Here is a 26,991-nt window from a genome sequence, read left to right on the forward strand (position 1 = left end):
ACTTCATGAAAGCTCTGGCTCCCTGGCATCTGGCCCGGGAGCCAGAGCTTTTTTGCGTTGAGGTAGGGTCAGGGAGCATCGTAGGTTCGTTCCCCAGGAGGCCCCCGGGTGGAGGTCCAGGAGACCCGCGTCCAGACCGACCGGGTCCTCACCATCCCGAACATTCTCAGCATGGCGCGTCTCCTCGGCGTGCCCCTCTTCCTGTGGCTGATTCTCAGGCCCGAGTTCGGGGGCCCCAAGAGTGATGGCTGGGCACTGCTGGTGCTGGCGCTGAGCGGGGTCAGCGACTACCTGGACGGCAAGCTCGCGCGGCGTTGGAACCAGATCAGCAACCTCGGCCGGCTGCTCGACCCCGCGGCCGACCGGCTCTACATCCTCTCCACCCTCGTGGGCCTGACATGGCGTGAGATCCTGCCGCTGTGGCTGACACTGGTACTGCTGGCACGCGAGCTGGTCCTGCTCGTGATGGTGGGCATCCTCCGCCGGCACGGGTATCCGCCGCCGCAGGTGAACTTCCTGGGGAAGGCTGCGACCTTCAATCTGATGTACGCCTTCCCATTGCTCCTGCTCAGCGACGGAAGCGGGTGGATCTCGTCAGTCGCTGCTATTTTCGGATGGGCGTTCGCCGGATGGGGTACAACGCTGTACTGGTGGGCAGGAGTTCTCTATGTGGTGCAGGTCCGCCGATTGGTTCGTGCGGACGCCAAGGCTGATTGAACCCGCGGTTCATGTGGTCGTTGCGGCCCGACGGCCCGTACTCCAAAAGTGCGAGCCAATGCAGGCGGGTGAAGTCGGCTAGACCGTCGTCTCTTTAGAGGAGGACGCTTCCGACATGAAGGCCGTCGTGATGGCCGGAGGCGAAGGTACGCGCCTTCGCCCCATGACCTCAAGCATGCCCAAGCCGCTCCTGCCGGTGGCCAACCGGCCGATCATGGAGCATGTTCTTCGGCTGCTCAAAAGGCATGGGCTCAATGAGACCGTCGTGACCGTCCAGTTCCTGGCCTCACTGGTCAAGAACTATTTCGGGGACGGAGAAGAGCTCGGAATGGAGCTCACCTATGCCAATGAGGAGAAGCCACTCGGTACCGCCGGAAGCGTGAAGAACGCAGAAGAGGCATTGAAGGACGATGCCTTTCTCGTGATCTCCGGCGACGCCCTGACCGACTTCGACCTCACCGAGCTCGTCAATTTCCACAAGGAAAAGGGTGCGCTCGTCACCGTGTGCCTGACGCGGGTGCCCAACCCGCTGGAGTTCGGTATCACCATCGTCGACGACGACGGAAAGGTCGAGCGGTTCCTGGAGAAGCCGACCTGGGGACAGGTCTTCTCCGACACGGTGAACACCGGGATCTACGTCATGGAGCCCGAGGTCTTCGACTACGTCGAACCCGACGTACCCGTCGACTGGTCCGGTGATGTATTTCCGCAGCTGATGAAGGAAGGCAAGCCGATCTTCGGTTATGTCGCCGAGGGCTACTGGGAGGACGTCGGCACGCACGAGAGCTATGTGAAGGCCCAGGCCGATGTGCTGGAGGGAAAGGTCGAAGTCGACATCGACGGCTTCGAGATCTCCCCCGGCGTGTGGGTGGCCGAAGGCGCCGACGTGCACCCCGACGCCGTCCTGCGCGGGCCCCTCTACATCGGCGACTACGCCAAGGTCGAAGCAGGCGTCGAGATCCGTGAGCACACCGTGGTGGGCTCGAACGTCGTCGTCAAGAGCGGTGCTTTCATGCACAAGGCCGTCGTGCACGACAACGTGTACGTCGGACCGCACAGCAATCTGCGGGGCTGCGTGGTCGGCAAGAACACCGACATCATGCGTGCGGCACGGATCGAGGACGGCGCGGTCATCGGCGACGAGTGCCTCGTGGGCGAGGAATCGATTGTCCAGGGCAACGTCCGCGTCTATCCGTTCAAGACCGTCGAAGCCGGTGCCTTCGTCAACACCTCTGTCATCTGGGAGTCGCGCGGGCAGGCGCACCTCTTCGGCGCCCGCGGAGTGTCGGGCATTCTCAACGTCGAGATCACCCCCGAGCTCGCCGTGCGGCTGGCCGGTGCCTACGCGACAACGCTGAAGAAGGGCTCCACGGTCACCACGGCGCGGGACCACTCCCGGGGCGCCCGGGCACTGAAACGGGCGGTGATCTCCGCACTGCAGGCCAGCGCCATCGACGTACGCGACCTGGAGAACGTACCGCTGCCCGTGGCGCGGCAGCAGACCGCCCGGGGCAGCGCGGGCGGGATCATGATCCGGACCACGCCCGGGGTTCCCGACTCCGTGGACATCATGTTCTTCGACGGTCAGGGCGCCGACCTGTCCCAGGGCGGGCAGCGGAAGCTGGACCGGGTGTTCGCACGTCAGGAGTACCGGCGCGCGTTCCCCGGAGAGATCGGGGACCTGCACTTCCCGGCCAGCGTGTACGACTCCTACACGGGGTCGCTGCTGCGGAACGTCGACACGACCGGGATCGCCGAATCCGGCCTCAAGGTGGTCGTCGACGCGTCCAACGGCAGTGCCGGGCTGGTCCTGCCCAACCTGCTCGGCAAGCTCGGGGTGGACTCGCTGACCGTCAACCCCGGTCTCGACGAGTCCAGGCCGACGGAGACGGCCGACATGCGACGGTCGGGCCTGGTGCGGCTGGGCGAGATCGTGGCGTCCTCCCGCGCCGCGTTCGGTGTGCGGTTCGACCCGGTCGGCGAGCGACTCTCGCTCGTCGACGAGAAGGGCCGCATCATCGAGGACGACCGGGCGCTGCTGGTGATGCTGGACCTGATCGCCGCCGAGCGTCGCAGCGGGCGGGTCGCGCTGCCGGTGACCACGACCCGGATCGCCGAACAGGTGGCCGCTTACCACGGCACCCAGGTCGAGTGGACCACCACGTCGCCCGACGATCTCACCCGCGTCGGAGGCGAGGAGGGAACGATCTTCGGCGGGGACGGCATGGGCGGCTTCATCGTCCCGGAGTTCAGCAGCGTCTACGACGGCACCGCGGCCTTCGTACGGCTGATCGGGCTGGTGGGGCGGACGCAGCTCACTCTCAGCCAGATCGACGCCCGTATCCCCAGGGCACATGTCCTCAAGCGCGACTTGGCGACCCCGTGGGCCGTCAAGGGCCTGGTGATGCGGCGGGTGGTCGAGGCCGCGGGGGACCGGTCGGTGGACACCACCGACGGCGTGCGGGTGGTGGAGCCCGACGGACGATGGGTGATGGTGCTGCCCGACCCGGCCGAGGCGGTCACCCACCTGTGGGCCGAGGGGCCCGACGACGCCTCCGCGCAGGCCCTGCTCGACGAGTGGTCGGCGGTCGTGGACAGCGCCGGCCGGTAGGGCCGCCAGGCACGCGCGCGTGCCGGACAAGTGCCCCCGAGGGGGCCTGTCCGGCACGCCGGAGGGGCCGTTCGAAGGCGACGCCGGGGACGTGCGACGATGTGCGGCATGCCGCAGCAACCCCCCGTTCGGAGCACACCCGCGGGGCCCGCACGTCCGGACGCCTCCATGTCGTTGCTCACCAACGTCATGGACCACAGCCTCGACGACGGCTACGCCGAGGCCGCCGCCCGCCGGCGCGCCGACGGTGCCGGCGGGCTGCCCAAGACGCTGCGGGCGAAGCTGGGGCTGGCCGCCGGTCTGGTGCTCGCGGCGCTCGTGGTGACCGTCGGGGCGGCACAGGCGCGGGTCGCGGCGCCCGTCGTCGCCAAAGAGCGTGAGGAGCTCATCGACCGCATAGACGAGCAGACCGAGGTGGCGGACGAGCTCGAGGAGAGCATCGACGAGCTCCGTGCGGATGTCGGCGCACAGCAGCGCGAGGCGCTGGAGCGCAATGGCGGCAGCGACGGTTCCGACCTGGTCGGCATCCTGGCGGGAGCCGTCGCCGTGCGCGGGCCGGGGGTGCGCCTCGTGGTCGACGACGCCAAGGGGGCCGGTGCCGGCGGCGACGGAAATCCGCGCGGCACCTCCGGCTTCGCCGACACCGGGCGGGTGCGCGACCGCGACATGCAGCGTGTGGTCAACGGGCTGTGGGCCTCCGAGGCCGAGGCGATCTCGATCAACGGGCAGCGGCTGACGGCGCTGTCCGCGATCAGGGCCGCCGGTGACGCCATACTGGTCGACAACAGGCCGCTGGTGCCGCCGTACACGGTGCTCGCGGTGGGGGACGGCACGGGGCTGCGCAACCGGTTCCGGGAGAGCCCGGACGGGCTGTACCTGGACGCCCTGCGGGAGAGCTACGGGATTCGCACCAGTCTGTCCGTGGAGGACGAGCTGGAGCTGGCCGCCGCACCGAGCGTGATCGTACGAACTGCACAGCCGAAAACCGAGAAGGGCACATCGTGATCGCCGTACTGGGCCTCGTCCTGGGAGTCGTGGCCGGACTGTTGGTCCGGCCGGAGGTTCCGGCGGCCGTCGAGCCTTATCTGCCGATCGCCGTCGTGGCGGCGCTCGACGCCGTCTTCGGTGGTCTGCGGGCCATGCTCGACGGCATCTTCGACGACAAGGTCTTCGTGGTGTCGTTCCTGTCGAACGTGGTGGTGGCCGCGCTGATCGTGTTCCTCGGTGACGAGTTGGGCGTGGGGGCGCAGCTCTCCACAGGTGTCGTGGTGGTCCTCGGCATCCGGATCTTCTCCAATGCCGCGGCGATCCGCCGGCACGTGTTCCGGGCGTGAGGCCGATGAGTGAGCAGGAGCACACGCCGGAGCGCCCGCTGCGCAGGGAGCTGCCCGAGGAGGTGGCCGAGGAGGTGGCCGCGCCGCCCACGGCGGTCCCGGACGCGGCGGTTCAGGAGCCGCGGCCCGAGCCGAACGGCCGGCAGCGGCTGGTGAAGAGCCTGTGGCCGCCGCGGGTCAGCCGGGCCCAACTCATCGTCGCGCTGCTCCTGTTCGGTCTCGGCTTCGGACTGGCCGTCCAGGTGGCGGCCAACAGCGAGGGCGACAACGCCCTGCGCGGGGCACGGCAGGAGGATCTCGTCCGCATCCTCGATGAACTCGACGACCGCACGGAGCGTCTTGAGGACGAGAAGCAGGGGCTGGAGAAGCAGCGCGACGAGCTGGAGAACAGCTCCGACCAGGCCGAAGAGGCCCGTCGGCAGACGGTGGAGAAGGAGCGGCAACTCGGCATCCTCGCGGGCACGGTAGCCGCGCAGGGGCCCGGCATCACCATGACGATCGAGGACACGAAGGGGACGGTCGAGGCGAACATGCTGCTCGACGCCATCCAGGAGCTGCGAGCGGCGGGCGCCGAGGCGATCCAGGTGAACGGTGTACGAGTCGTCGCCGGCACCTATCTGACGGACTCGGACGGCCAGGTGAGCGTCGACGGGAACAAGATCGACGCGCCGTATCGTTTCCAGGTCATCGGCAAGCCGCAGGACCTCGAACCGGCGCTCAACATCCCTGGAGGCGTGGTGCAGACTCTGGAGAAGGAACAGGCCACCGTGACGGTCGAGCGGTCGAGCAAGATCGTTGTGGATGCCTTGCGAGCGGCGAAGCGGCCTGACTACGCTCGGTCGTCCTCCCAGTGAACCGCGGGTGCATGGGGGTCGTCCGACGAGGGCGCGAGGTTGCGGGGGGTCGGCGCACCGAATGGGTGGTGCGTGGTGGAAACTGTCTGGTGGAGACGGACGTTGTGAAGGTGTCCGGGCCGGCCAGTAGGTTCAGTCAGGGTTCGTCCTGCCCCACGGGCGGGTCTGTTTCGGTCAAGGGGAATCGCCCGTGAAGTTGTTTGCGAAGTTGTTCGGCAAGAGCGCGCGAGAGGGCGGCAGCGACGCGACCGCCCGCCACCGTGCGCAGACCGACGCGGAGGGCTCGCGCCCGCTGTTCCGGGACCAGGTGGCTGGTCCGGGCGGTGACATTTCCGGTGGTCAGGGCGCGCCGTCTGTTGACCCTGCACAGTCCGGCGGCATAGGTTTCGGGCAACCGTCAACCTCAAGTACGGGTGGAGGGTTTAGCTCCGATCCGTACGCGTCCCATGCCCCCGCGGGGCAGCCGCGGCAGGAGGATCCGTCCATGTCGGCCCTGGTGTGTACGAGGTGCGGTAACCGCAACGCGGAGAACAGCCGCTTCTGCTCCAACTGCGGCGCGCCGCTGCGGCCCGGAGCGGCGGCGGAGCGTCCGTCCGAGACCACCTCCACGATCTCCATCTCGGGTCTGGAGGCCTACGACGCCGAGGCCACCGGCCAGACGCCGATGCCGACGCTCTCGCCCGAGGCCCAGGCGGCGGTGGAGGCGCTGCCCTTCGGTTCCGCGCTGCTGGTGGTGCGCCGCGGCCCGAACTCGGGCAGCCGCTTCCTGCTGGACGGCGAGCTGACCACGGCCGGCCGTCACCCGCAGAGCGACATCTTCCTGGACGACGTGACGGTCTCGCGGCGGCACGTGGAGTTCCGCCGCAGCCCGGACGGCACGTTCACGGTCGCCGACGTCGGCAGCCTGAACGGCACGTATGTCAACCGGGAGCGGATCGACCAGGTCGCCCTGTCGAATGGTGACGAGGTGCAGATCGGCAAGTACCGGCTGGTCTTCTACGCGAGCCAGCGGGGCTACTGACCGTCCCCCGGGAGCTGATCCCGGGGGGACCCCAGGGAAGGTCCATGGTTCACACACCGAGCGGCGGTGCCGGCCACGGTGCCGCCGCCACGGACACTGGGCTGATGAGCATCGGCGCGGTGCTGAACGTGCTGCGCGACGAGTTTCCCGACATCACGATCTCCAAGATCCGGTTCCTGGAGTCGGAGGGCCTGGTCGAGCCGCGACGGACCCCGGCCGGGTACCGCAAGTTCAGCGGAGCCGACGTCGAGCGCCTCGGCCTGGTGCTGCGGATGCAGCGGGACCACTACCTGCCGCTGAAGGTGATCCGCGAGCACCTGGATGCGAGGGAGCGCGGCGAGGCGGTCACATTGCCGGCGCTGGGCCGCCAGCGTGACGGGGAGCCGCAGCACCTCCGGGAGCCCCTGTCCGGGCCCGCCGAGACGCCCGCCAGGGCCAGGATCGGCCGGGCGGAGCTGATGGCCGCGGCCGGGATAGCGGAGCAGCAGCTGGCGGAGTGGGAGTCCTACGGGCTGATCGCCCCGCTGTCCGACGGGGCGTACGACGCCGAGGCGGCCACCGTCGCCGCGCTCGTCGTCGAGCTCGGGCGGTTCGGCATCGAGCCGCGGCACCTGCGGGTGATGAAGGCGGCCGCGGACCGGGAGGCCGGGCTGGTGGACCAGGTGGTGGCCCCGCTCAGACGCCACCGGAACCCGCAGACCAGGGCGCATGCCCAGGCCCGTACCAAGGAGCTGGCGGGACTCGCGGTGAAGCTGCACGCGGCGCTCGTGCAGTCCGCGCTCGGTGTCCGCCTGCCCTGACCCGCCTGCTCACGGCCATCGGACACCAGCCCCGGGGGAACGGTTGTTCGTCCGATCGGAACGGGCCGTACGCTGCTCCGGATCGGCCACCCGTTCCCGGCTCGACTACCCAAACGTCCCGGGCACGGCCTAGGGTTGCTGTGTGAACGAGCTCGATGTCGTAGGTGTCCGGGTCGAGATGCCCTCCAACCAACCGATCGTGCTGCTGCGCGAGGTGGGAGGCGACCGCTACCTCCCCATCTGGATCGGGCCGGGGGAGGCGACGGCGATCGCCTTCGCCCAGCAGGGCATGGCTCCCGCGCGTCCGCTGACCCACGACCTGTTCAAGGACGTGCTGGAAGCCGTCGGCCAGGAGCTCACCGAGGTACGCATCACCGACCTGCGTGAGGGGGTCTTCTACGCCGAGCTGGTCTTCGCCAGCGGGGTCGAGGTCAGTGCCCGGCCGTCCGACGCGATAGCGCTGGCCCTGCGCACCGGAACACCGATCTACGGCAGTGAGACGGTGCTCGACGACGCCGGTATCGCGATCCCGGACGAGCAGGAGGACGAGGTGGAGAAGTTCCGCGAGTTCCTCGACCAGATCTCGCCGGAGGACTTCGGCACCAGCAACCAGTGACACCGGCCACCACCAGCCCGTGGCACCGCTGACCACAGGGGTAGCCGCAGGAGCCCACGGTGCACATCGGCGCCGTCCCGCCCCTCCGGGGACATTCGGCTAGCCTTTCCCCGCGGGCGGGCACGGGAAACCACTCTTAGGGTGATTATCACTCGGCGTGCCGAGTGTGGCGATCGTTGACGCACCCTTGGTGACTGCCTACCGTCGAGGAGGCAGGTCAAGGACGGAGGTCGGCGTGAGAATCAGCGGCGACGGTACGGCTGGGGGTGCCCCCGGACGCGGTTTCGGGGCGAGCGGTCCGTACCCTCACGCTCCGCAGCGACCGACGGCTGTGCTCAGCAGCGGAGGGGCGACGTCCATGACGTCCGAGCAGATCGGCTACCGCGGCCCGACGGCCTGTGCCGCTGCCGGTATCACCTACCGGCAGCTGGACTACTGGGCCCGCACGGGGCTGGTCGAACCGAGTGTGCGACCTGCCCACGGGTCCGGGACGCAGCGGCTCTACAGTTTTCGCGACGTCGTCGTTCTGAAGATCGTCAAGCGGTTCCTCGACACCGGTGTGTCGCTGCAGAACATCCGCACCGCCGTCCAGCACCTCAGGGAGTGCGGCTTCCGCGACCTGGAGCGGATGACGCTGATGAGCGACGGCGCCACCGTGTACGAGTGCACCTCGCCCGACGAGGTCCACGCCCTGCTCCAGGGCGGTCAGGGCATCTTCGGCATCGCCGTCGGCGTGGTGTGGCGCGATGTCGAGAGCGCCCTGTCGCAACTGCACGGCGAGCGGATCGACACGGGCGAGACCCTGATCGGGCACAACCCCGCGGACGAGCTGGCCCGACGGCGCAACCGAGCGGTCTGAACCGTCCCGCCCGGGCCCCCGGCCCGTGCGCAGGGCAATGTCAGTGGCGTAGGGCAGCATCGGAGATGTGAGAACCGCGCCCACGATCCTGCATCTCGACATGGATGCCTTCTTCGCCTCGGTGGAGCAGGCGTCCAAGCCGAGCCTGCGCGGGAAGGCCGTGATCGTGGGCGGGCTCGGCCCGCGGGGCGTGGTCGCCACCGCCTCCTACGAGGCCCGGGAGTTCGGGGTCCACTCGGCGATGCCGATGGCGCAGGCCCGGCGGCTCGCGCCGCACGCCGCCTATCTCGTGCCCCGCTTCGCGTTCTACCGGTCGGTCAGCGAGCAGGTGATGGCGCTGCTGCAGGCGCTGTCGCCGCTGGTGGAGCCGCTGAGCCTGGACGAGGCCTTCGTCGACCTGGAGGCCGGCGGTGCGGCCTGGGACGCGGAGTCGGCGCGCCTGGCCGGGACCAGACTGCGCGCGGACATTCGCGCGGTCACCGGACTGACCGGATCGGTGGGTCTCGCCGCGTCCAAGATGCTCGCCAAGATCGCCTCCGAGCAGGCCAAGCCCGACGGGCTGGTGCTGATCGTGCCGGGCACCGAGCGGGCGCTGCTCGGGCCGATGTCCGTGCGCACCCTGCCCGGGGTGGGCCCGGCGACCGGTGACCATCTGCGGCGCGCCGGCATCCACACGGTCGGCGAGCTCGCCGAGGCCGGCGAGGACGAGCTCGTCCGACTGCTAGGCAAGGCGCACGGGCACGGGCTGTACGCCATGGCCCTGGCCCGCGACGAGCGGCCGGTGGTGGCCGAGCGGGAGGCCAAGTCGGTGTCGGTGGAGGACACCTACGACGTCGACATCCACGACCGGGTGCGAGTCGGGCTCGAGGTGCAGCGGCTCGCCGACCGCTGCGTGCGGCGGCTGCGCGCGGCCGGGCACTCCGGGCGGACGATCGTGCTCAAGGTCCGGCGGTACGACTTCTCCACGCTCACCCGTTCCGAGACCCTGCGCGGGCCCACGGACGATCCGGCCGTGGTGCGGGAGGCGGCGGGCCGACTGCTGGACTCGGTGGACACCACGGGCGGGGTGCGGCTGCTCGGGGTCGGGGTCAGCGGACTGGCCGACTACACCCAGGAGGACCTCTTCGCCCAGGCGGCGGGGGAGCGGGCGGGCACGGAGCCGGCGGAGCGGCACACCGAGGAACCCGGGGCCGACGAGCCCGACACGCCGGACCAGCCGCCCGCCGAGCGCCGGTGGCCTCCCGGGCACGACGTCCGGCACACCGTGCACGGCCACGGATGGGTGCAGGGCAGCGGCCTGGGCCGGGTCACCGTGCGGTTCGAGACACCCGACGGGGAGCCCGGACGGGTGCGGACCTACCGGACCGACGACCCCGACCTGGCACCCGCGGATCCGCTGCCGCTGGTGCCCCGAAGACCCGGCGAGGCCGGCGTCCCGGCTCCGGCGGCACCCACACCGCCGGGCCGCCACGGCTGATCCCGCTCCGGCGTCCCCGACGACGGCGTCCGACACCCGACGGACGACGGCGTCCGGCACCCGACGGCAGTGCCGTCAGCCCTCCTCCGAGCCCGCCAGCTTGCCGAAGTCGCGGTCGTGCTGCGCGGGAGGTGCGGCCACGTCGAGACCGTAGTGGTGGTAGAGCTGGAGCTCCTGCTCCGGGGAGAGATGCCGGCCGACGCCGAAGTCGGGCGCCTCCTTGATCAGGGCCCGGTCGAAGGGCACCCGCAGAGCGCCCTCGACCAGCTCGCTCGGCTCCAGCGGGACGAAGGCGTCCCTGCTGAACAGGCCGGTCCGTATGGCCGCCCACTCGGGTACACCGGTGGCGTCGTCGAGGTAGACCTCGTCGATCGTGCCGATCTTGGTGCCGTTCCGGTCGAACGCCTTGCGGCCGATCAGGTTGCGCGGATCGATCTCGGTACGCACGGTCCCTCCACGTGGTCGCAAACCATTCGATGAATCATCCGTAAGCACTACAAAACGGCAGATTCGTGATGGCGGCCACTCGAAGGTCCGGGCATTGACCTCGCTGGTACGCTGACAGCGGCTGCTGACCCCGTGCGGGAGAGTCCTCCGAAGACCGTCGGAGGCGCCGAAGGAGCAAATCCTCCCCGGAATCTCTCAGGCCCACGTACCGCACGGACGAGGTCACTCTGGAAAGCAGGGCGGGTGTCGACGGCGTCCGCCCTCACCGACGGTGAAAGCCGGGAGCCCTCGGGTGGCCCGGTGAAGCTCTCAGGTTGAGATGACAGAGGGGGAGGCCGTCCGGGTACCCGCGCCGTGGTGCCCCTCGAAGGTCGCGTCAGACCAGGAGGCCTCCGCAATGACCGCCCATCGCATTCCGCTCTCCGAGCTCGAACAGGGTACGCCTTTCGAGCAGCGCCACATCGGCCCCGACCACGAGTCCCGGGCCAAGATGCTCGCCCAGGTCGGATACGGCTCGCTCGACGAGCTCACGGCAGCCGCGGTGCCGGATGTGATCAAGAACGCCGAGGCGCTGGACCTGCCGGGCGCGCGCACCGAGCCCGAGGTGCTGGCCGAGCTGCGCTCCCTCGCCGACCGCAACCAGGTCCTCGACTCCATGATCGGCCTCGGCTACTACGGGACGTTCACCCCGCCCGTCGTCCTGCGCAACGTCATGGAGAACCCTGCCTGGTACACGGCCTACACGCCGTACCAGCCGGAGATCTCGCAGGGCCGCCTGGAAGCTCTGCTGAACTTCCAGACCATGGTCGCCGATCTCACCGGCCTGCCCACCTCCGGAGCCTCGCTGCTCGACGAGGGCACCGCCGCCGCCGAGGCCATGGCGCTCTCGCGGCGCATGGGCAGGAACAAGAAGGGTCTGTTCCTGGTCGACGCCGACGCACTGCCGCAGACCATCGCCGTGATCCGCACCCGCGCCGAGCCGACCGGCGTCGAGGTCGTCGTCGCCGACCTGAGCGACGGCATCCCGGCCGAGGTGGCCGAGCGGGAGATCAACGGCGTCCTGATCCAGTACCCGGGGGCCTCCGGCGCCGTCCGCGACATCAAGCCGGTGATCGACCGGGCGCACGAGCTCGGCGCCGTCGTCACCGTGGCCGCCGATCTGCTCGCCCTCACGCTGCTGAAGTCGCCCGGCGAGCTGGGCGCGGACATCGCGGTCGGCACCACCCAGCGCTTCGGCGTCCCCATGGGCTTCGGCGGGCCGCACGCCGGCTACATGGCCGTCCAGGAGAAGATGGCCCGCAGCCTGCCCGGGCGCCTCGTGGGCGTCTCCGTCGACGCCGACGGCAACAGGGCCTACCGCCTCGCCCTGCAGACCCGTGAGCAGCACATCCGCCGAGAGAAGGCCACCAGCAACATCTGCACCGCGCAGGTGCTGCTCGCCGTCATGGCCGGCATGTACGCCGTCTACCACGGCCCCGAGGGCCTGCGGACCATCGCACGGCGCACCCACCGCTACGCCTCGGTCCTCGCCGCGGGCCTCGCGGCCGGAGGTGTGGAGATCGTCCACGGCGCCTACTTCGACACGGTCACCGCCCGGGTGCCGGGCCGTGCCGCCGACGTCGTCGCCGCCGCCCGGGAGAACGGCGTGAACCTGCGGCCGGTCGACGCCGACCACGTCTCCGTCGCCTGCGACGAGACCACCCTCCGCGCCCAGGTGGGTGCCGTGTGGACGGCCTTCGGTGTCGAGGGCGACATCGAGGCACTGGACGCGGTGACCGAGGACGCGCTGCCCGAGGCGCTGCAGCGCACCGACGATTACCTCACGCACCCCGTCTTCCACCAGCACCGCTCCGAGACGGCCATGCTGCGCTACCTGCGCCGTCTGGCCGACCGCGACTACGCCCTGGACCGTGGCATGATCCCGCTGGGCTCCTGCACCATGAAGCTCAACGCGACCACCGAGATGGAGCCGGTGACCTGGCCGGAGTTCGGGCAGCTGCACCCCTTCGCGCCCGCCGGACAGGTCCAGGGCTATCTGACCCTCATCCGTGAGCTGGAGGACCGTCTCGCCGAGGTCACCGGCTACGACAAGGTCTCCCTGCAGCCCAACGCCGGGTCCCAGGGCGAGCTGGCCGGTCTGCTCGCCGTCCGCGGCTACCACCGAGCCAACGGGCACGAGCAGCGCACGGTGTGCCTGATCCCGTCCTCCGCGCACGGCACCAACGCCGCCAGCGCGGTGATGGCCGGGATGAAGGTCGTCGTCGTCAAGACAGCCGAGGACGGCGAGATCGACGTCGCGGACCTCCGGGCCAAGATCGAGCAGCACCGCGACCAGCTGGCCGTGCTGATGATCACATACCCGTCCACGCACGGCGTGTTCGAGGAGCACGTCGCCGACATCTGCGCCCGGGTGCACGACGCCGGCGGCCAGGTCTACGTCGACGGCGCCAATCTCAACGCCCTGGTCGGCCTCGCCAAGCCCGGCCACTTCGGCGGCGACGTCTCGCACCTGAACCTGCACAAGACCTTCTGCATCCCGCACGGCGGCGGCGGTCCCGGCGTCGGCCCGGTGGCCGTCCGCTCGCACCTGGCTCCGTATCTGCCCAACCACCCGCTGCAGCCCGCGGCCGGCCCGGAGACGGGCGTGGGACCGATCTCCGCGGCCCCCTGGGGCTCGGCGGGCATCCTGCCCATCTCGTGGGCGTACGTCCGGCTGATGGGCGGTGAGGGCCTCAAGCGGGCCACCCAGGTGGCGGTGCTGTCCGCCAACTACATCGCCAGGCGTCTGGAGCCGCACTACCCGGTCCTCTACACCGGCCCGGGCGGGCTGGTCGCGCACGAGTGCATCATCGACCTGCGCCCGCTGACCAAGGCCACCGGAGTGAGCGTCGACGACATCGCCAAGCGGCTGATCGACTACGGCTTCCACGCCCCGACCATGTCGTTCCCGGTGGCCGGGACGCTCATGATCGAGCCGACCGAGTCCGAGGACCTGACCGAGCTCGACCGGTTCTGCGAGGCGATGATCGCCATCCGGGCGGAGATCGACAAGGTCGCCTCCGGCGAGTGGCCGGCCGACGACAACCCGCTGCGGGGCGCCCCCCACACCGCCGACGCGCTGCGCGGCGACTGGGAGCACGCCTACGGCCGTGAGGAGGCCGTCTTCCCGGCCGACGTGACGGCAGCCGACAAGTACTGGCCGCCGGTGCGCCGGATCGACCAGGCCTTCGGCGACCGGAACCTGGTCTGTTCCTGCCCGCCGCTGGACGCGTACGAGGACTGACGGACTGCGAGCCGCCGGACCGCCGGACCGACGCGGACCGATCCGGCACGGAGGGGCTCCGCCACGCGGGGCCCCTCTGCCGTGCCGCGGTTCACGTCGCGAGCGACACCTCGGTCGCCTTGATCAGGGCGACGACGGGGACGCCGGCCGACAGACCGAGATCGTCGACGGCCTCCTTGGTGATCGCGGCGGTGAGCACACCGCCCTCGACGGCGACATCGACGGACGCCATGGCCTCGCCGGTGACCAGGCCCGTGACGGTACCGGGCAGTCGGTTGCGGATGGACAGGCCTTCGACCGGGGCGGTGGCGAGGGAGACCTCCGTCGACTTCACCAGGGCACGGACGGTGCTGCCCGCGGTCAGGCCCAGGTCGTAGGCGGCCTCGCGGGTGATCGCCGCCGTGATGTCCTGCCCGCCCGCGAGACGGACCTTGACCGTAGCCATGGCCTCGCCCGGCGTGACGGCGGTGACGGTGCCGGGGAGCTGGTTGCGGATGCTCAGGCTCATGGAGGCACCGTAGCCCGCGGCACGCCCTATGCCGGGTATGCGTGTGTCTGCGTCGCCTTGACCGCCGCCCACACCGGGGCCCCGGGGCGGAGGCCCAGCTCGGCCGCGGCGACGGTGGTGAGGTCGGCGGCCAGCGGGAGTTCCCCGGTGAGGTCGGCGCGGATCCGGTCGCCGTGGGTCTCCAGGCCGACGACCTCGCAGCGCCACAGGTTGCGGGCGCTGGAACCGGCGGGGCGCTCCCCGTACAGGGTCACGGCATCGGGCGGGAAGGCCACGAAGGCCGGCCCGGTGAGATCCTCGCCGGTGGTGACGGCCGGGCCCGCGTCGAGGCGGACGGTGGGGCCGTCGGCCCGTCCCCGGTAGAGGTTCAGCCCGACCAGCCGGGCCACGTAGTCGGTGCGGGGGCGGCGGGCGACATCGGCGGGGGTGCCCTCCTGGACGACCCGGCCGTGCTCGACGACGACCAGCCGGTCGGCCAGCACCATGGCGTCCAGCGGATCGTGGGTCACCAGCACGGCGACGGCCTCGAACTCGGCCAGATGACGGCGGAGCCGCCCTCGCACCTCCAGCCGGGTGCGGGCGTCCAGCGCGGCCAGCGGCTCGTCCAGCAGCAGCAGTCGGGGGTGCGTGGCCAGGGCGCGGGCCAGGGCCACCCGCTGGGCCTGGCCCCCGGACAGCCGGCGCGGCTTGGCGCCGGCGTGGTCGGCCAGGCCCATCCGGTCCAGCCATGCGGCGGCCCGGGCGCGGGCGTCCGCCTTCGACGCGCCCCGGCAGCGCGGCCCGAACGCCACGTTGTCCAGCGCGGTCAGATGCGGGAAGAGCAGATAGTCCTGGAAGACCACGCCGACCGGACGGGACTCGGGCGGCGTGCGGTCCAGTGCGACGCCGTCCAGACGCAGGTGGCCGTCGGTGAGCGGGACGAGCCCGGCGAGCGCACGCAGGGCGGTGGTCTTGCCGGCACCGTTGGGGCCGAGCAGGGCCACGACGTCGCCCGGGGCCGCGGTCAGGGCGACATCGAGGCGGAAGGCGCCGCGGTCGACGACGAGGCGGGCGTCGAGCCCGTCGGCGGTGCGCGTCCCGGCGCCCGTCGGCTCGGTCGGGGCGGTGGTCGAGCGGGGTCGGGTCATGACGTGGTCATCCAGCGGTCGCGCAGTCCGGCCAGCACCGCGATCGAGACGGCCAGCAGCACCAGACTGAGGGCGATCGCCGCCGCGGGGTCGTTCTGCAGGGCGAGGTAGACGGCGAGCGGCATGGTCTGGGTCCGGCCGGGGAAGTTGCCGGCGAAGGTGATCGTCGCGCCGAACTCGCCGAGCGCCCGCGCCCAGGCCAGCACCGCGCCCGCCGCGATGCCCGGCGCGATGAGCGGCAGCGTGACCCGGCGGAACGCGGTGAAGCGGGAGGCGCCGAGCGTGGTCGCCGCCTCCTCGTAGCGCGGGTCGGCGGCCCGCAGGGTGCCCTCCACGCTGATGACCAGGAACGGCATCGCCACGAACGTCTCGGCGAGGATCACTCCGGTGGTGCTGAACGGCAGCGTGACTCCGAACCAGGCATCCAGGTACTGGCCCACGACGCCGTTGCGGCCGAACGCCAGCAGCAGCGCGACACCGCCCACGACCGGGGGGAGCACCAGCGGCAGCGTCACCAGGGCGCGTACCAGGCCGCGGCCGGGGAAGTCGGTGCGGGCCAGCAGCCAGGCCAGCGGGACGCCGACGACGAGGCTGAGCGCGGTCGCCGCGGTGGCGCAGACCAGGGACAGCCGCAGCGCCTGCCACACCTCCTGGCTGGTCAGCTGCTCCGGGAGGCTGCTCCAGGGAGCACGGACGAGCAGGGCGACCAGCGGGAGCAGCAGGAAGGCCAGGCCCACCACGGCGGGCAGCAGCAGCGGCAGCGGGGCGCCCCGCCCTGCGGACCGGGCGCCCCGGCCCGCCTTCCGGACGCTCGCGCCGCCCCGGCCGCGGTCCGCGCGGGTACGGCGCGGACCGTCCCGCAGGAGGCCGGCCGCCCCGCTCTCCGCACCGCCGTCCGTTCCGGTCACGGCTTCAGGAACCCCGCCCCGCCCAGCACCTGCCGGCCCTCGGCGGACGTCACCAGCTCGACGAAGGCCCGCGCCGTGTCGGGGTTGCCGGAATCCTTGAGCAGGGCGATCGGGTAGTCGTTGACGGCCTCGGCCGCCTCGGGGAACTCCACGCCGGTCACCGAGTCGCCGGCCGCCGTCACGTCGGTCCGGTAGACCAGGGCGGCGTCGGCCTCCTTGAGCTGGACCTTGGTCAGGGCGCTCTTGACGTCCTCCTCGTAGGAGACGGGGGTGAGCCGTACGCCGCCGGCGTCCAGCGCCTGCTGCGCGGCCGATCCGCAGGGCACCGCCTTGTCGCAGAGCACGACCTTCAGACCAGGCCGGGTGAGGTCCTCGAGGGAGGAGATGCCGTCGGGGTTTCCCGGCAGGGTGGCGATCTCGAGCTGGTTGCGGGCGAACGTGACCGGCGCGCCGGCCGTCTCCCCGGCCTCGGTGACGGTCGTCATCGTCCTGGGGTTGGCCGCGGCGAACACATCGGCCGGGGCCCCGCTGGTGATGCCGGCCGCCAGGCCGTCGCTGCCGCCGAAGTTGAGGGTGACCTCGGTGCCCGGGTGCTTCGTCTCGAACTCCTCGCCCAGCGCGGTGAAGGTCTCCTTGAGCGAGGCCGCGGCGAACACCGTGACCGTGCCGGAGAGTCGGCCGGACGAGCCCGCGGAATCCGCTTCGGTACCGGAGCCGGAACCGGCGGAGGTGCAGGCGCTCAGGGCGAGCAGCGCGGCGGCTCCCACCGCTGCCGGCCGCAGGCGCCGGAGGGTGCGGCGCGTCCGGCGCACGGAACGGGTTGTCACAGGGGTACTCCTCCATGTCCTGGGAGAGGTCCTGCGGACGCGCGTCGACCCGCCGGGGTACTGCCTGAGGCCCCGCGGCCCTCCGGCCCTCCGCCGGACTTCTCCGATACGCCGATCATAGTGGCGCATCTGCGAGGAGAAAGTCTTCTGTCTTATCGCATGAGCAAGCGTGAGTAGCCGAATCGTGCCGCATGTGCGTTCGTACGGTTCTCACGTGCGGTCGATATGTACATTGGTCGACTTCACCCGGGCCGTGGCCTCCATGCCGACCTCGAGACCGAGTTCCTCGACCGCCTCCCGGGTCAGCAAGGAGACGAGCCGGTGCGGGCCCGCCTGGATCTCGACCTGCGCGGCGACATCACCGAGCTTGATCGCGGTCACGATGCCGGGGAAGGAGTTGCGGACCGAGGTGTAGGTCTCCTCGTCGTCGCCGCCGGACCCGGCGAGTTCGACCGAGAACGCGGCCAGATCCCGGCCGTCGATGAGCCGCCGTCCGCTGTCGTCGCGGTGGGTGGTGATCCGGCCCGCGTCCGCCCAGCGGCGTGCGGTGTCCGGGCTGACGCCGAGCAGCCGCGCCGCCTGGCCGATCGTGTAGGACTGCATGCCGGCCACGATAGAGCGGGGCCGCTCCCTGTCCTCGTCCTGCTGCCCGTTCCGGCCGGGGCGCGCGGCTCGTCCACCCGGACCGGGGCCGCTCGGTCACGGTGGGTGACCGGTCCCGGACGGACCGCGGGGCCGGACCGCGGGAGGTGCCCGCGAGCCGGCCCCACCGTGCCGGGCGGCCGTCGCGCCGTCCGGCGGGCGATCAGGCGGCCGTCACCACCGGGCCCGCACCGGACGGGCGGTGCGGCGCGATGATCCGGCCGTCCGGCAGAAGCTCACCGGTGTCCTCGAAGAGCACGACGCCGTTGCACAGCAGGCTCCAGCCCTGCTCCGGGTGGTGCGCCACGAGGCGGGCGGACTCCCGGTCGGCGGACTCGGCTGACGGGCACGGTGGCTGGTGCTGGCACATGGAAGGGGTCTCTCGCTCTGGCGTGATGTGTGGGTCTGCTGTGGTCTCTGTCCCGCGGCGTGAAACGTCGTTCATGGCCGCCCCCCGTTTGCGATACGTCGGTTCGAACCCAGTGTTGCCCCACGGGCGTCAATCCGCAGGGATTTCGCGGCACCGCTCCTCATAGGTTGATGACGCATCACCCGCGCGGGCGGTTCACTTCAACTGGACTGTCCCTTCGGATGGTTCGGTATGGCCGGAACGCACTAGTCCCGCTCGTGCGAGTTATTGAATGCTCGTACGAGCGGGACCTGGCGTCGGTCGGTCACGCGGTCCCCCGGGACGTCAGGCGGGCGACCTCAGCAGACGCACCGGCGTGCCCCGGTGGGTGAGCGCCGGGAGCAGCTCCGCGACCCGGTGTGCCCGGTGGGCCGCGATGCCGGGCGGCGCCGGCGCCAGCGGGATCAGCAGGTCCGCCGGGGCGGGGTGGCCGGCGGAGGCGTCCGCGGCGCGGTCGCCGTGCAGCCACAGTGTGAGCATGTACAGGCCGGGCACGGACAGCAGTCGCGGCTGGCACGGCTGGGACACGGTCTCCGACTGACGCAGCGCGCGCTCGGTGGAGGCGACGTAGGGCCCTTCGAAGAAGTGCGAGAAGGCCCAGCCGTCCGGCGTCAGCATGGTCTCCGCCGCCGCCACCGCCCGGTCGCCGCAGCGGATCAGGAACCGCCACCCGGTCAGCCGGGTGGCCGGTACGCCGTCGGCGGTGACCCGGTCCAGCACATGCACGGGCAGGGGGAGCTCAGGGGTGACCGGGCCCTGGGCGCGGAGCAGGGAGGGCGTTCGGGCCTCACGGACCGCGGTGGGGGAGGAGAGTGCGGTGAGGACCGAGCGGAGGGCGGGTGCGGGAGCCGGGGGGACATGCAGCGGCATGGTGGGTCGCCTCTCATTCGAAGGCACGGTGGCGCGAGGGCGGTGCGGACGACGCTGTCAGCTCAGACGGGGTGGAGAGCAGGGGCCGAAGGTCCGGCAACCGAGAAGAGAGAGGGGGGTGAGGCCTGCCGTACGTCATCGCGACGGCAGGATCCTGCGACCGCGGGCGCCGGCCTACTGCCCTGCCCCGCGAGTTTATACGACAAATGTTCACATCGTGTTTCTGCTAGCCGTTTCCGGCAAGCAGAACAAGAGTACATTCAGCCGTAGATATGCGGGTTTCCTCCTGATTTCGTACCGCGTGCACGCTCGTGACCTCGAGAAAAGGCCGCTCGCCGGTCGGCCCGTTGTCGTCGGCGTTTTTCACGAGTTTCCGCGGGACGGAAACTGCAGGATGCGTCATGCCCGGCGAATGTGCCACCGGGCACCGACGCCCAGCGTAGCTGTTCCCGGGCCTGTGTACGGACGTTATCGATCGCACGGTCTGGGCATCATCCCACCTGACCCGCACGCCGGCGGCCCGCCCGGGTGGTCCGCTGATCGCAGAAGGGACGCTGCCATGGGGGAGAAGGTCGCGGCAGGCCGCTTCGACCTGTCCGATCGCCAGCAGTACCGCGACAAGCTCAGGCGGTGTCTGACGGGCCTGGAGCGACTCCTGGTGGAGCGGCGGTTCGACCGTCCCAAGAACCTGATGGGGCTGGAGATCGAACTGAATCTCGTCGGCGCCGACGGCATGCCGAAAATGTTGAATGCGCAAGTCCTCGAACGGATCGCGAGCCGTGACTTCCAAACAGAGCTAGCCATGTTCAATCTGGAGGTCAACATAGCTCCGCACCGGCTCGGCGGCCGGGTCTTCGACCGCCTCGCCGAGGAAATACGTACCTCCCTTGCCTACGCGGACCGGAAGGCCGGCGAACTGGCGGCGAGCGTGGTGATGATCGGTATTCTGCCGACTTTGGACCGGGACGACCTGGTGTCCTCCAACCTCTCCGCCGTCGACCGCTACGCCCTGCTCAACGACCAGATCGTCGCCGCCCGCGGGGAGGACTTCCACCTCGACATCGACGGCGTCGAGCGGCTCACCTGCACCTCCAAGTCCATCGCCCCCGAGGCCGCCTGCACTTCCGTACAGCTGCACCTCCAGGTCACCCCGGCCCGTTTCGCCGACGTGTGGAACGCGGCCCAGGCGGTGGCCGCCGCGCAGATCGCGGTCGGGGCCAACTCGCCGTTCCTGTTCGGCCGCGAGCTGTGGCGGGAGTCCCGGCCGCCGCTGTTCCAGCAGTCCACCGACACCCGTCCGCCGGAGCTCCAGGCACAGGGCGTGCGCCCGCGTACCTGGTTCGGCGAGCGCTGGGTGACCTCCGCCCACGACCTGTTCGAGGAGAACCTGCGCTACTACCCGGCCCTGCTGCCGATCTGCGACGAGGAGGACCCGCTGGAGGTCCTGGACGCGGGCGGGGTGCCGGGCCTCGCCGAACTCGTCCTGCACAACGGCACCGTGTACCGCTGGAACCGCCCGGTCTACGACGTCGCCGACGGCGTCCCGCATCTGCGTGTCGAGAACCGCGTGCTGCCCGCCGGGCCCACCGTCACCGACGTGCTCGCCAACGCGGCCTTCTACTACGGCGTGGTCCGCGCCCTCGCTGAGGAGCCGCGCCCGGTGTGGACCCGGCTGCCCTTCGAGGCCGCCGCCGCCAACTTCGACGCCGCCTGCCGGAACGGCATCGACGCCCGCTTCGAGTGGCCGCGCCGCGGCCGGCACGCCGGCACCGCCCAGGTCGACGCCGCCGCCCTGGTCCGCGACGAGCTGCTGCCGCTGGCCGCGGCCGGCCTGGACGCCTGGGGCGTCGAGCCCGCCGACCGGGACCTCTACCTCGGCGTGATCGAGGAGCGGTGCCGACGCCGGGTCAACGGGGCGTCCTGGCAGGCGGCCACCTTCCACATGGGACTGGAGGCGGGGCTGACCCGAGAGGCGGCGCTGGCCGCCATGATGCGGCGCTACCGCGAACTGACCTACCGGGGGGAGCCCGTCCACCGGTGGCCGGTGGGGCTGCCGGAGCCCGTGCCGCTGGGCTGACGGCACCGGGGCCGCCCCGTGCCGGGCCCCGCCGGCACCCGCCTCATACTGATCGGGCAAGCTGTGACGTCCCGGATCGCGGTAGTGGAGGCGGTGTGCAGGCGGAGGCGGGCCCGGTGGGCGACTCATTTCCTCAGCAGGGTCGGGAGCGGCTCCCGCGGCGGATCCTGCGCGACGAGACTCTGCTCGTCCTGGCCCTCTCGCTCGGCGCGAGCGGGGTTTCCGCCCTGATCAGCTTCATCGGCTCGGTCACCCGGCCGGGCGGCCTGAAGGACCAGGCGGCCACTCTGAACGCCTCCGCCGCACCGGGCCGCCCCTGGCTGGACCTGGCCTGGCAGCTGTTCGGGATCGCCACCGCGCTGGTTCCGGTCGCGCTTGTCGCCCATCTGCTGCTGCGCGAAGGGAAGAGCCTGCGCACCCTCGGCTTCGACCGCACCCGGCCCTGGCCCGACCTGGGCCGCGGGGCGGTGATCGCGGCCGTCATCGGCAGCACGGGCATCGCCTTCTACCTGGCCGCCCGCGGGCTGGGCTTCAACCTCACCGTGGTGCCCGAGGCCTTGCCCGAGGTGTGGTGGAAGTACCCCGTGCTGGTGCTCTCGGCGCTGCAGAACTCCGTGGTGGAGGAGGTCGTCGTCGTCGGCTACCTGCTGCGCCGGCTCGACCAGCTGGGCTGGTCGCCGCGCGCGTCGCTGGCCGCCAGCTCGCTGCTGCGCGGGTCGTACCACCTGTACCAGGGCATCGGCGGGTTCATCGGCAACATGGTCATGGGCGTGGTGTTCGTGTACCTGTACCGGCGCTGGGGCCGGGTGGGCCCCCTGGTGGTGGCCCACTCGCTGCTCGACATCGGGGCGTTCGTGGGATACGGGTTGCTGGCCGGCCGGGTGGACTGGCTGCCGACGGCGTGAACCCGGGCGGCGGCCGGTCAGGACAGGCCCTAGGCGAGCAGTTCGCCCTCGATGACCGTGACCGCGTGCCCGGTGAGCAGGGTGCGATGGCCGCGCAGTGCGGTGCGGACCCGTCCGGAGCGGGCGGAGGCCTGCAGACCGGTGAGGTCGGGGCGGTCCAGGCGCTGCGACCAGAACGGGGCGAGTGCCGTGTGGGCGCTGCCGGTCACCGGGTCCTCGTCGATGCCGACGTTGGGGAAGAAGCAGCGGGAGACGTAGTCGTGGCCGCCGGCCGGGTCCTCGGCGCGGGCGGTGGCGATGACGCCGCGCCGGGAGCAGGAGGCCAGCGCCCTGTGGTCCGGGTCCAGGGCGCGGACCGTCTTCTCGTCGGCGACCTCGACCAGCAGGTCGCCGACGTCCGGGCCGGTGTCCAGGACGGCCAGCGGCTCGGCGCCGAGCGCCCGGGCGAGTCCGTCGGGGACCTCGGCGACCGGGGTGAGCGGGGCGGTCGGGAAGTCCAGGGTGATCGAGCCGTCCGGCCCGGGCGTGGCGACGAGGACTCCGCTGCGGGTGGCGAACCGCACCGTGCCCCGGTGGGCGCCGGTGGTGTGCAGGACATGGGCCGTGGCGAGCGTCGCGTGGCCGCACATCGCCACCTCGCAGGCGGGGGTGAACCAGCGCAGCGCCCAGTCGGCCTCGCCGTCCCCGGGAAGGCGGTGGGCGAAGGCGGTCTCGGCGTGGTTGACCTCCAGGGCGATGCTCTGGAGCCGCTCGTCGTCCGGGAAGGCGTCCGGGGAGTCCAGGAGGAGCACCCCGGCGGGGTTGCCGGCGAAGGGACGGTCGGTGAAGGCGTCGACGATTCGGATGCGCATGGCCCGACGCTAAGGGCTGGGCGAAGCGGCGGGCCAAGGCCAATTCGCGGAAGCCGGCCCGGAACCGGCACCGGCACCGGCCCCGCACCGCTCCCGGGCCGGGTCGGCACGGATCGGGCCGGTCGGGTCGGAGGCAGCTCGGGACTGCGTCGGTTTGTGCGCCGGGAAGGCGGCGACCGTCCTGGTCGCTGGTCCGGCGGGCTCCAGCAGAGGAAGTCGTGCGTGACGACCACCTCGTGACGACCACCTCGTGGCGTGCCACGTCACCGGCGACCGGTCCCGTGAACCCGTTGACGGCCTCCTGGGCGAGCCGCGGCCCGGGATCGCGTCCGGCGGGAGTTGGGCGCGCCAGTCGCTCCAGGGTGGCGCCGGCTGTCTCCTGCGGGAGCCGCTGATCGGCCGGGACGTACGGCAGGTGGTCGCCCGCGGGCTCCGAGGACGTGAGAGGAACGCCGTCGAGGCGCTCGGCGACCAGCCGCGCCGTCTCCGCCGCCCGCGGCAGGGGGCCGTGACGGATCGCGGACACGGCCGTACCGCGGAGCCGTTCACCGAGCGGCGCGGCCTGCCGGCGCCCCCTGGGCGACAGCTCGCGCTCGTCGTCGGACGCCTCACCGTGTCGTGCGAGGCAGAGGTAGCGTGCGGCTCCCGTCAGGGGACCTCCGGGATCGTCCGGTCTCCAGGACGCGCGACACGGCGCCGCGGTTCTGCTACTCCGGCTCGGTCGCGATCTGGATCAGGTTGCCGCAGGTGTCGTCGAACACCGCGGTGGTGACGGGGCCCATCTCCAGGGGCTCCTGGGTGAAGCGGACGCCGAGGCCGCGCAGGCGCTCGTACTCCGCCTGCACGTCGTCGACGGCGAACTGGGCGAACGGGATGCCGTCCTGCACGAGCGCCTCGCGGTAGGTCCTGGCGGCCGGGTGGCCGGCGGGCTCCAGGAGGAGCTCGGTGCCGCCGGGCTCGTCGGGCGAGACGACGGTCAGCCAGCGGTCCTTCTCGCCCAGCGGGACGTCGTGCTTCTTCACAAAGCCGAGGATCCCGGTGTAGAAGTGCTCGGCCTTGGCCTGGTCGTCGACGAAGACGCTGGTCAGGTGGATCTTCATGGAGTGCTCTCCTCCGGTCCGGATGTGTCGGGCACGGGCCATCGCTCGGTGATCTGCCGCAGCGGGGCCGTGTTCAGGTCGTGGAACTTGCAGCGGCCCTCCCGCCGGGTCTCGACGAGCCCCGCGGTCTCCAGCACGGCGAGGTGCTGGGAGACACCTTGGCGTGAGATGCCGAGCTGGTGCTTCGTGCTCAGCCGGGAGCAGATCTCGAACAGTGTCTGCCCGGACTTCTCCGTGAGCTCGTCGAGGATGGTGCGACGGGTGGGATCGGCCAGGGCTTTGAACAGGTCGTCGGCCACGCCCTCATATTAGGCAAGTCGATACTTGCCTATCAAGCCGTGGCCGGCGGCCACGCCCCACCTTCCCGGTCACACCGCCCCGCTCCGTGCCGCCTTGTGGTGCCGTACGAGGACGACGGCGAGCAGCGCGAGGTGGGCCGGTGTCCCGCCGGGCCGGTTGCGCGGGTGTGCCGCAGGCCCGGATGCGGCCGCCGGCCAGCATGGCGATCCGGTCGGCGAGCCGCTCGACCCCTCTCGGAGCCGTGGGTGGATGGATCAGGTCGGCGAAGCCGGCCGGGGTGCTCATCGGCCTGCCCCCGCGCGGACTGCCCCCGCGCGGGGCGCCCGCTCGACCCGGCCGCGCGGCGAGCGGACGGCCCAGCGGCTCGCCGGCAGACGGACATCACGAACACGGCCGCGGCCGCGGTGGCCTGGATCTGGCTGCCGGGCAGCGGTTCCAGCGACTCGGCCGGGCGGTCGGCCGACAGGACCGTCCCGGCGGTCGCCACCGCCCCCGCTGTCTGGCTTTCCCGGCGGGCAAGCCGTTACAGCGGGTGTCGGGGCGCCGGGAGGCCGGGGCGGGCTCAGTAGTCGAGGCTCGGGTACCAGTCGGCGCGGCCCTGAGGGGTCAGGTCGAGGATGTGCCAGACGGGGGCCAGGAGGTCGATGCCGCGCTCGTCGACGTCGTCGGCCATGCGCGGGTGGGCGGAGTAGGAATGGCGGACCGTGCCGTCGCCGTCGCGGATGAGGACGGAGACGGTGGAGTCCTGCTGGCCGTCCTCGTCCTCGCTGCCCAGGTCGTACTTGAAGGTGCTGTCGCCGCAGCTCAGCAGCCGCAGCCGGTGCCAGCCGCGGTTACGTGCGTGCTGCCGGAGGGCCGGCAGGTCGGCGGCCGCGGCGACGGCGAAGTCGGCGTTGCGGGTGATGTGGTGGGCGATGCCGTTGAAGCCGTCGATCCAGAGGGTGCACATGGGGCAGGGGTCGGTCTGCAGCTTGCCGTACATGAAGTGGTAGACGATCAGCGGGCGGTCCGCGGCGGTGAACAGCTCGCGCAGCGCGACTTCGCGGACCGGTGTGTCGCCGGCCTCGAGGTCCGCGGGGCCCTCGCGGAACACGTAGTCGTCGACGGGTGGTCCCTGGGGGAGGGCCCGTCGCCGGGCCGCGACCTTCTCCCGGTGGCGCATGAGTTCGATCTCGGCCAGGCGCAGTTCTTCGCGGGCGTCGAGGTAGTCCGGCGATTCGCCGGCCAGTCTGGTCTGCCGCAGCATCGCGTCCTCCTGGGGTGGCGTCCCCCCGAGGTCCGGCTCCGGGTGACGAATTCCCCGTTCCCCGCCTCCCGTGCCCGGGCCGTTCCTCCGAGTTTATGGCGGGCCCGCGGTCGGCCGACAGTCCAGGCCGGTCGGGCAGGCGGCCGGATGCTCGGTGTCAGGGGGTGTGCAAGAGGGTGGGCAAGGGGGCGGGCCGGGTTGTCGTAAGGCCGTTTCCGATATATCGTTGAAGCATCGCGACTGATCGACGATGGAGTGGAGTGAGAGCGATGCGTTCCCATGGATTCGAGCGTGGACACGGTGGCCCCGGACACGGCCAGGGCGGCCCGTTCGGGGGTGGCCGGGGATCCTTCGACGAGCGGCGGGCCGCCTTCGGGCCCTTCGGACCGGGCGGTCACGGCGCTCACGGCGGGCCGTTCGGGCCGGGTTTCGGTCCCGGGCCGTGGGGTGGCCGCGGGCGCGGCGGACCGAGGGGCAGGGCCCGGCGTGGCGATGTGCGGGCGTCGATCCTGGCCCTGCTGAAGGACCGGCCGATGCACGGTTACGAGATGATCCAGGAGATCGCCGAGCGCAGCGGCGGGGCATGGAAGCCCAGCCCCGGCTCGGTCTACCCCACCCTCCAGTTGCTGGAGGACGAGGGCCTGATCGCCAGTGAGAGCGAGGGCGGCAAGAAGCTCTTCTCGCTCACCGAGGAGGGCCGTGCCGCGGCCGGGGAAGGTCCCGAGGCGCCCTGGGAGGAGGCCTCCCGCGGGGTCGACTGGGAGGCCCTGAACGACATCCGGCAGGCCGGCTTCGGCCTGATGGAGGCCTTCGGTCAGGTCTGGAAGACCGGCAGCAAGGAACAGCGGGAGAAGGCCCTCGCGGTCATCAACGAGTCCCGCAAGAAGCTGTACCTCATCCTTGCCGACGAGGACTGACGGCCCGGCCGCCGGCGGCCGGGGCGGTCCCGCGGACCGGTCCCGGTCCGGGTCCCCGTGCGAGCGCCCGGCGGAGCTGTCCGCCGGGCGTCTGCGCGTCCCCGGGCGGCGTCAGTCGACGCGCCGTATCACCGCCGCGTCGAACAGATCCCAGGCGCGCGGGAACGCGCTCTCGTCGTGGCAGTGCCACGCCTCCCAGAACAGGTCGGCGAGCAGTGCGTCCTCCGGGGCGTACACCCGGTACACGTACTCCCTGCCGTCCACCGCCGGCAGGGCCACCATCCA

Annotated in this window: 27 protein-coding genes, 1 pseudogene and 1 riboswitch; of the genes and pseudogenes, 14 read left to right on the plus strand and 14 right to left on the minus strand. The window is 71.4% G+C overall.

Going from position 1 to position 26,991, the window contains the following annotated elements; genetic code table 11:
* Window positions 1-108 precede the first annotated feature (108 nt).
* The 10 genes from V5O46_RS29730 to V5O46_RS29775 all read left to right on the plus strand — a co-directional run bounded on the left by V5O46_RS29730 (window position 109) and on the right by V5O46_RS29775 (window position 10,289).
* Window positions 109-717, plus strand: coding sequence for a CDP-alcohol phosphatidyltransferase family protein (locus tag V5O46_RS29730; protein WP_332887826.1), 609 nt, complete (start codon window positions 109-111; stop codon window positions 715-717).
* Between the two features lie 115 nt (window positions 718-832).
* A complete protein-coding gene (locus V5O46_RS29735; protein ID WP_332887827.1) occupies window positions 833-3,328 on the plus strand; it encodes a mannose-1-phosphate guanyltransferase in 2,496 nt (831 codons plus the stop codon).
* A gap of 99 nt (window positions 3,329-3,427) precedes the next feature.
* A complete protein-coding gene (locus V5O46_RS29740; RefSeq protein ID WP_332887828.1) occupies window positions 3,428-4,333 on the plus strand; it encodes a DUF881 domain-containing protein in 906 nt (301 codons plus the stop codon).
* Entirely contained in the window at window positions 4,330-4,662 is a 333-nt protein-coding gene (locus tag V5O46_RS29745; RefSeq protein ID WP_332887829.1) for a small basic family protein, read from the plus strand. The genes V5O46_RS29740 and V5O46_RS29745 overlap by 4 nt, the downstream gene beginning before the upstream one ends.
* Before the next feature lie 5 nt (window positions 4,663-4,667).
* A complete protein-coding gene (locus V5O46_RS29750; RefSeq protein WP_332887830.1) occupies window positions 4,668-5,516 on the plus strand; it encodes a DUF881 domain-containing protein in 849 nt (282 codons plus the stop codon).
* Between the two features lie 484 nt (window positions 5,517-6,000).
* On the plus strand, window positions 6,001-6,537 hold the full coding sequence (locus tag V5O46_RS29755; RefSeq protein WP_332887831.1) for an FHA domain-containing protein: 537 nt from the start codon (window positions 6,001-6,003) through the stop codon (window positions 6,535-6,537).
* Window positions 6,538-6,581: 44 nt separating this feature from the next.
* Complete coding sequence (gene ftsR, locus V5O46_RS29760; protein ID WP_332887832.1) at window positions 6,582-7,337, plus strand: transcriptional regulator FtsR; 756 nt, start codon at window positions 6,582-6,584, stop codon at window positions 7,335-7,337.
* A 142-nt stretch (window positions 7,338-7,479) separates the two neighbouring features.
* A complete protein-coding gene (locus V5O46_RS29765; protein WP_125500276.1) occupies window positions 7,480-7,953 on the plus strand; it encodes a bifunctional nuclease family protein in 474 nt (157 codons plus the stop codon).
* Window positions 7,954-8,188: 235 nt separating this feature from the next.
* Window positions 8,189-8,812, plus strand: a complete 624-nt coding sequence (locus V5O46_RS29770; RefSeq protein WP_332887833.1) for a MerR family transcriptional regulator — start codon at window positions 8,189-8,191, stop codon at window positions 8,810-8,812.
* Between the two features lie 67 nt (window positions 8,813-8,879).
* A complete protein-coding gene (locus V5O46_RS29775) occupies window positions 8,880-10,289 on the plus strand; it encodes a DNA polymerase IV (protein ID WP_332887834.1) in 1,410 nt (469 codons plus the stop codon).
* Window positions 10,290-10,364: 75 nt separating this feature from the next.
* Here the strand turns inward: V5O46_RS29775 and V5O46_RS29780 are convergent, their stop codons facing one another.
* On the minus strand, window positions 10,365-10,736 hold the full coding sequence (locus tag V5O46_RS29780) for a PRC-barrel domain-containing protein (RefSeq protein ID WP_332887835.1): 372 nt from the start codon (window positions 10,734-10,736) through the stop codon (window positions 10,365-10,367).
* A 125-nt stretch (window positions 10,737-10,861) separates the two neighbouring features.
* A riboswitch (glycine riboswitch) is annotated at window positions 10,862-10,957 on the plus strand.
* Window positions 10,958-11,133: 176 nt separating this feature from the next.
* Here V5O46_RS29780 and gcvP point away from each other — a divergent pair.
* Window positions 11,134-14,019: an aminomethyl-transferring glycine dehydrogenase gene (gene gcvP, locus V5O46_RS29785; RefSeq protein WP_332887836.1), complete on the plus strand. Its 2,886-nt coding sequence runs from the start codon at window positions 11,134-11,136 to the stop codon at window positions 14,017-14,019.
* A gap of 91 nt (window positions 14,020-14,110) precedes the next feature.
* On the opposite strand, the gene V5O46_RS29790 is transcribed toward gcvP, so the two are convergent.
* The 7 genes from V5O46_RS29790 to V5O46_RS29820 all read right to left on the minus strand — a co-directional run bounded on the left by V5O46_RS29790 (window position 14,111) and on the right by V5O46_RS29820 (window position 19,310).
* A complete protein-coding gene (locus V5O46_RS29790) occupies window positions 14,111-14,527 on the minus strand; it encodes a TOBE domain-containing protein (RefSeq protein WP_332887837.1) in 417 nt (138 codons plus the stop codon).
* A 26-nt stretch (window positions 14,528-14,553) separates the two neighbouring features.
* On the minus strand, window positions 14,554-15,654 hold the full coding sequence (locus V5O46_RS29795) for an ABC transporter ATP-binding protein (RefSeq protein WP_332887838.1): 1,101 nt from the start codon (window positions 15,652-15,654) through the stop codon (window positions 14,554-14,556).
* On the minus strand, window positions 15,651-16,562 hold the full coding sequence (locus tag V5O46_RS29800; RefSeq protein ID WP_408649081.1) for an ABC transporter permease: 912 nt from the start codon (window positions 16,560-16,562) through the stop codon (window positions 15,651-15,653). The genes V5O46_RS29795 and V5O46_RS29800 overlap by 4 nt, the downstream gene beginning before the upstream one ends.
* Window positions 16,559-17,389: a molybdate ABC transporter substrate-binding protein gene (gene modA / locus V5O46_RS29805; protein WP_332887839.1), complete on the minus strand. Its 831-nt coding sequence runs from the start codon at window positions 17,387-17,389 to the stop codon at window positions 16,559-16,561. The genes V5O46_RS29800 and modA overlap by 4 nt, the downstream gene beginning before the upstream one ends.
* A gap of 210 nt (window positions 17,390-17,599) precedes the next feature.
* Window positions 17,600-17,992 (minus strand): TOBE domain-containing protein, encoded by a 393-nt coding sequence (locus V5O46_RS29810; protein ID WP_332887840.1) that lies wholly within the window; start codon window positions 17,990-17,992, stop codon window positions 17,600-17,602.
* A 202-nt stretch (window positions 17,993-18,194) separates the two neighbouring features.
* On the minus strand, window positions 18,195-18,401 hold the full coding sequence (locus V5O46_RS29815; protein WP_332887841.1) for a DUF5999 family protein: 207 nt from the start codon (window positions 18,399-18,401) through the stop codon (window positions 18,195-18,197).
* A gap of 324 nt (window positions 18,402-18,725) precedes the next feature.
* Complete coding sequence (locus V5O46_RS29820) at window positions 18,726-19,310, minus strand: hypothetical protein (protein ID WP_332887842.1); 585 nt, start codon at window positions 19,308-19,310, stop codon at window positions 18,726-18,728.
* Window positions 19,311-19,869: 559 nt separating this feature from the next.
* Here V5O46_RS29820 and V5O46_RS29825 point away from each other — a divergent pair.
* Together V5O46_RS29825 and V5O46_RS29830 are read left to right on the plus strand one after the other, a co-directional pair.
* Window positions 19,870-21,387, plus strand: a complete 1,518-nt coding sequence (locus V5O46_RS29825; RefSeq protein WP_332887843.1) for a glutamate-cysteine ligase family protein — start codon at window positions 19,870-19,872, stop codon at window positions 21,385-21,387.
* 95 nt (window positions 21,388-21,482) lie between these two features.
* A complete protein-coding gene (locus V5O46_RS29830; protein ID WP_332887844.1) occupies window positions 21,483-22,292 on the plus strand; it encodes a CPBP family intramembrane glutamic endopeptidase in 810 nt (269 codons plus the stop codon).
* A 29-nt stretch (window positions 22,293-22,321) separates the two neighbouring features.
* Here the strand turns inward: V5O46_RS29830 and V5O46_RS29835 are convergent, their stop codons facing one another.
* The 5 genes and pseudogenes from V5O46_RS29835 to V5O46_RS29855 all read right to left on the minus strand — a co-directional run bounded on the left by V5O46_RS29835 (window position 22,322) and on the right by V5O46_RS29855 (window position 25,789).
* Window positions 22,322-23,143, minus strand: coding sequence for a PhzF family phenazine biosynthesis protein (locus tag V5O46_RS29835; protein WP_332887845.1), 822 nt, complete (start codon window positions 23,141-23,143; stop codon window positions 22,322-22,324).
* A gap of 451 nt (window positions 23,144-23,594) precedes the next feature.
* Window positions 23,595-23,795 (minus strand): annotated as a pseudogene (locus V5O46_RS29840) (histidine phosphatase family protein); the annotation flags it as partial.
* Between the two features lie 55 nt (window positions 23,796-23,850).
* The gene (locus tag V5O46_RS29845) at window positions 23,851-24,243 is read right to left on the minus strand and encodes a VOC family protein (RefSeq protein WP_332887846.1); all 393 of its coding nucleotides are present in this window, start codon (window positions 24,241-24,243) and stop codon (window positions 23,851-23,853) included.
* Entirely contained in the window at window positions 24,240-24,542 is a 303-nt protein-coding gene (locus V5O46_RS29850) for an ArsR/SmtB family transcription factor (protein WP_332887847.1), read from the minus strand. Before V5O46_RS29850 ends, V5O46_RS29845 begins: the two co-directional genes overlap by 4 nt.
* Before the next feature lie 563 nt (window positions 24,543-25,105).
* Complete coding sequence (locus V5O46_RS29855; protein WP_332887848.1) at window positions 25,106-25,789, minus strand: DUF899 family protein; 684 nt, start codon at window positions 25,787-25,789, stop codon at window positions 25,106-25,108.
* Window positions 25,790-26,058: 269 nt separating this feature from the next.
* Between V5O46_RS29855 and V5O46_RS29860 the strand changes: the two genes are divergently transcribed.
* Entirely contained in the window at window positions 26,059-26,706 is a 648-nt protein-coding gene (locus tag V5O46_RS29860) for a PadR family transcriptional regulator (protein ID WP_332887849.1), read from the plus strand.
* 111 nt (window positions 26,707-26,817) lie between these two features.
* On the opposite strand, the gene V5O46_RS29865 is transcribed toward V5O46_RS29860, so the two are convergent.
* A complete protein-coding gene (locus V5O46_RS29865; protein ID WP_332887867.1) occupies window positions 26,818-26,988 on the minus strand; it encodes a hypothetical protein in 171 nt (56 codons plus the stop codon).
* Window positions 26,989-26,991: the final 3 nt, after the last annotated feature.

Origin of the sequence: Streptomyces poriticola (assembly GCF_036689765.1) — a bacterium.
Taxonomy (GTDB): domain Bacteria; phylum Actinomycetota; class Actinomycetes; order Streptomycetales; family Streptomycetaceae; genus Streptomyces; species Streptomyces poriticola.

Coding starts and splice junctions, on each gene's coding strand:
- V5O46_RS29735 (WP_332887827.1), top strand. CDS start 833: ATGAAGGCCGTCGTGATGGCCGGAGGCGAAGGTACGCGCCTTCGCCCC.
- V5O46_RS29740 (WP_332887828.1), top strand. CDS start 3,428: ATGTGCGGCATGCCGCAGCAACCCCCCGTTCGGAGCACACCCGCGGGG.
- V5O46_RS29750 (WP_332887830.1), top strand. CDS start 4,668: ATGAGTGAGCAGGAGCACACGCCGGAGCGCCCGCTGCGCAGGGAGCTG.
- V5O46_RS29755 (WP_332887831.1), top strand. CDS start 6,001: ATGTCGGCCCTGGTGTGTACGAGGTGCGGTAACCGCAACGCGGAGAAC.
- ftsR (WP_332887832.1), top strand. CDS start 6,582: ATGGTTCACACACCGAGCGGCGGTGCCGGCCACGGTGCCGCCGCCACG.
- gcvP (WP_332887836.1), top strand. CDS start 11,134: ATGACCGCCCATCGCATTCCGCTCTCCGAGCTCGAACAGGGTACGCCT.
- V5O46_RS29790 (WP_332887837.1), bottom strand. CDS start 14,527: ATGAGCCTGAGCATCCGCAACCAGCTCCCCGGCACCGTCACCGCCGTC.
- V5O46_RS29795 (WP_332887838.1), bottom strand. CDS start 15,654: ATGACCCGACCCCGCTCGACCACCGCCCCGACCGAGCCGACGGGCGCC.
- V5O46_RS29810 (WP_332887840.1), bottom strand. CDS start 17,992: ATGCAGTCCTACACGATCGGCCAGGCGGCGCGGCTGCTCGGCGTCAGC.
- V5O46_RS29815 (WP_332887841.1), bottom strand. CDS start 18,401: ATGTGCCAGCACCAGCCACCGTGCCCGTCAGCCGAGTCCGCCGACCGG.
- V5O46_RS29820 (WP_332887842.1), bottom strand. CDS start 19,310: ATGCCGCTGCATGTCCCCCCGGCTCCCGCACCCGCCCTCCGCTCGGTC.
- V5O46_RS29825 (WP_332887843.1), top strand. CDS start 19,870: ATGGGGGAGAAGGTCGCGGCAGGCCGCTTCGACCTGTCCGATCGCCAG.
- V5O46_RS29835 (WP_332887845.1), bottom strand. CDS start 23,143: ATGCGCATCCGAATCGTCGACGCCTTCACCGACCGTCCCTTCGCCGGC.
- V5O46_RS29845 (WP_332887846.1), bottom strand. CDS start 24,243: ATGAAGATCCACCTGACCAGCGTCTTCGTCGACGACCAGGCCAAGGCC.
- V5O46_RS29855 (WP_332887848.1), bottom strand. CDS start 25,789: ATGCTGCGGCAGACCAGACTGGCCGGCGAATCGCCGGACTACCTCGAC.
- V5O46_RS29860 (WP_332887849.1), top strand. CDS start 26,059: ATGCGTTCCCATGGATTCGAGCGTGGACACGGTGGCCCCGGACACGGC.
- V5O46_RS29865 (WP_332887867.1), bottom strand. CDS start 26,988: ATGGTGGCCCTGCCGGCGGTGGACGGCAGGGAGTACGTGTACCGGGTG.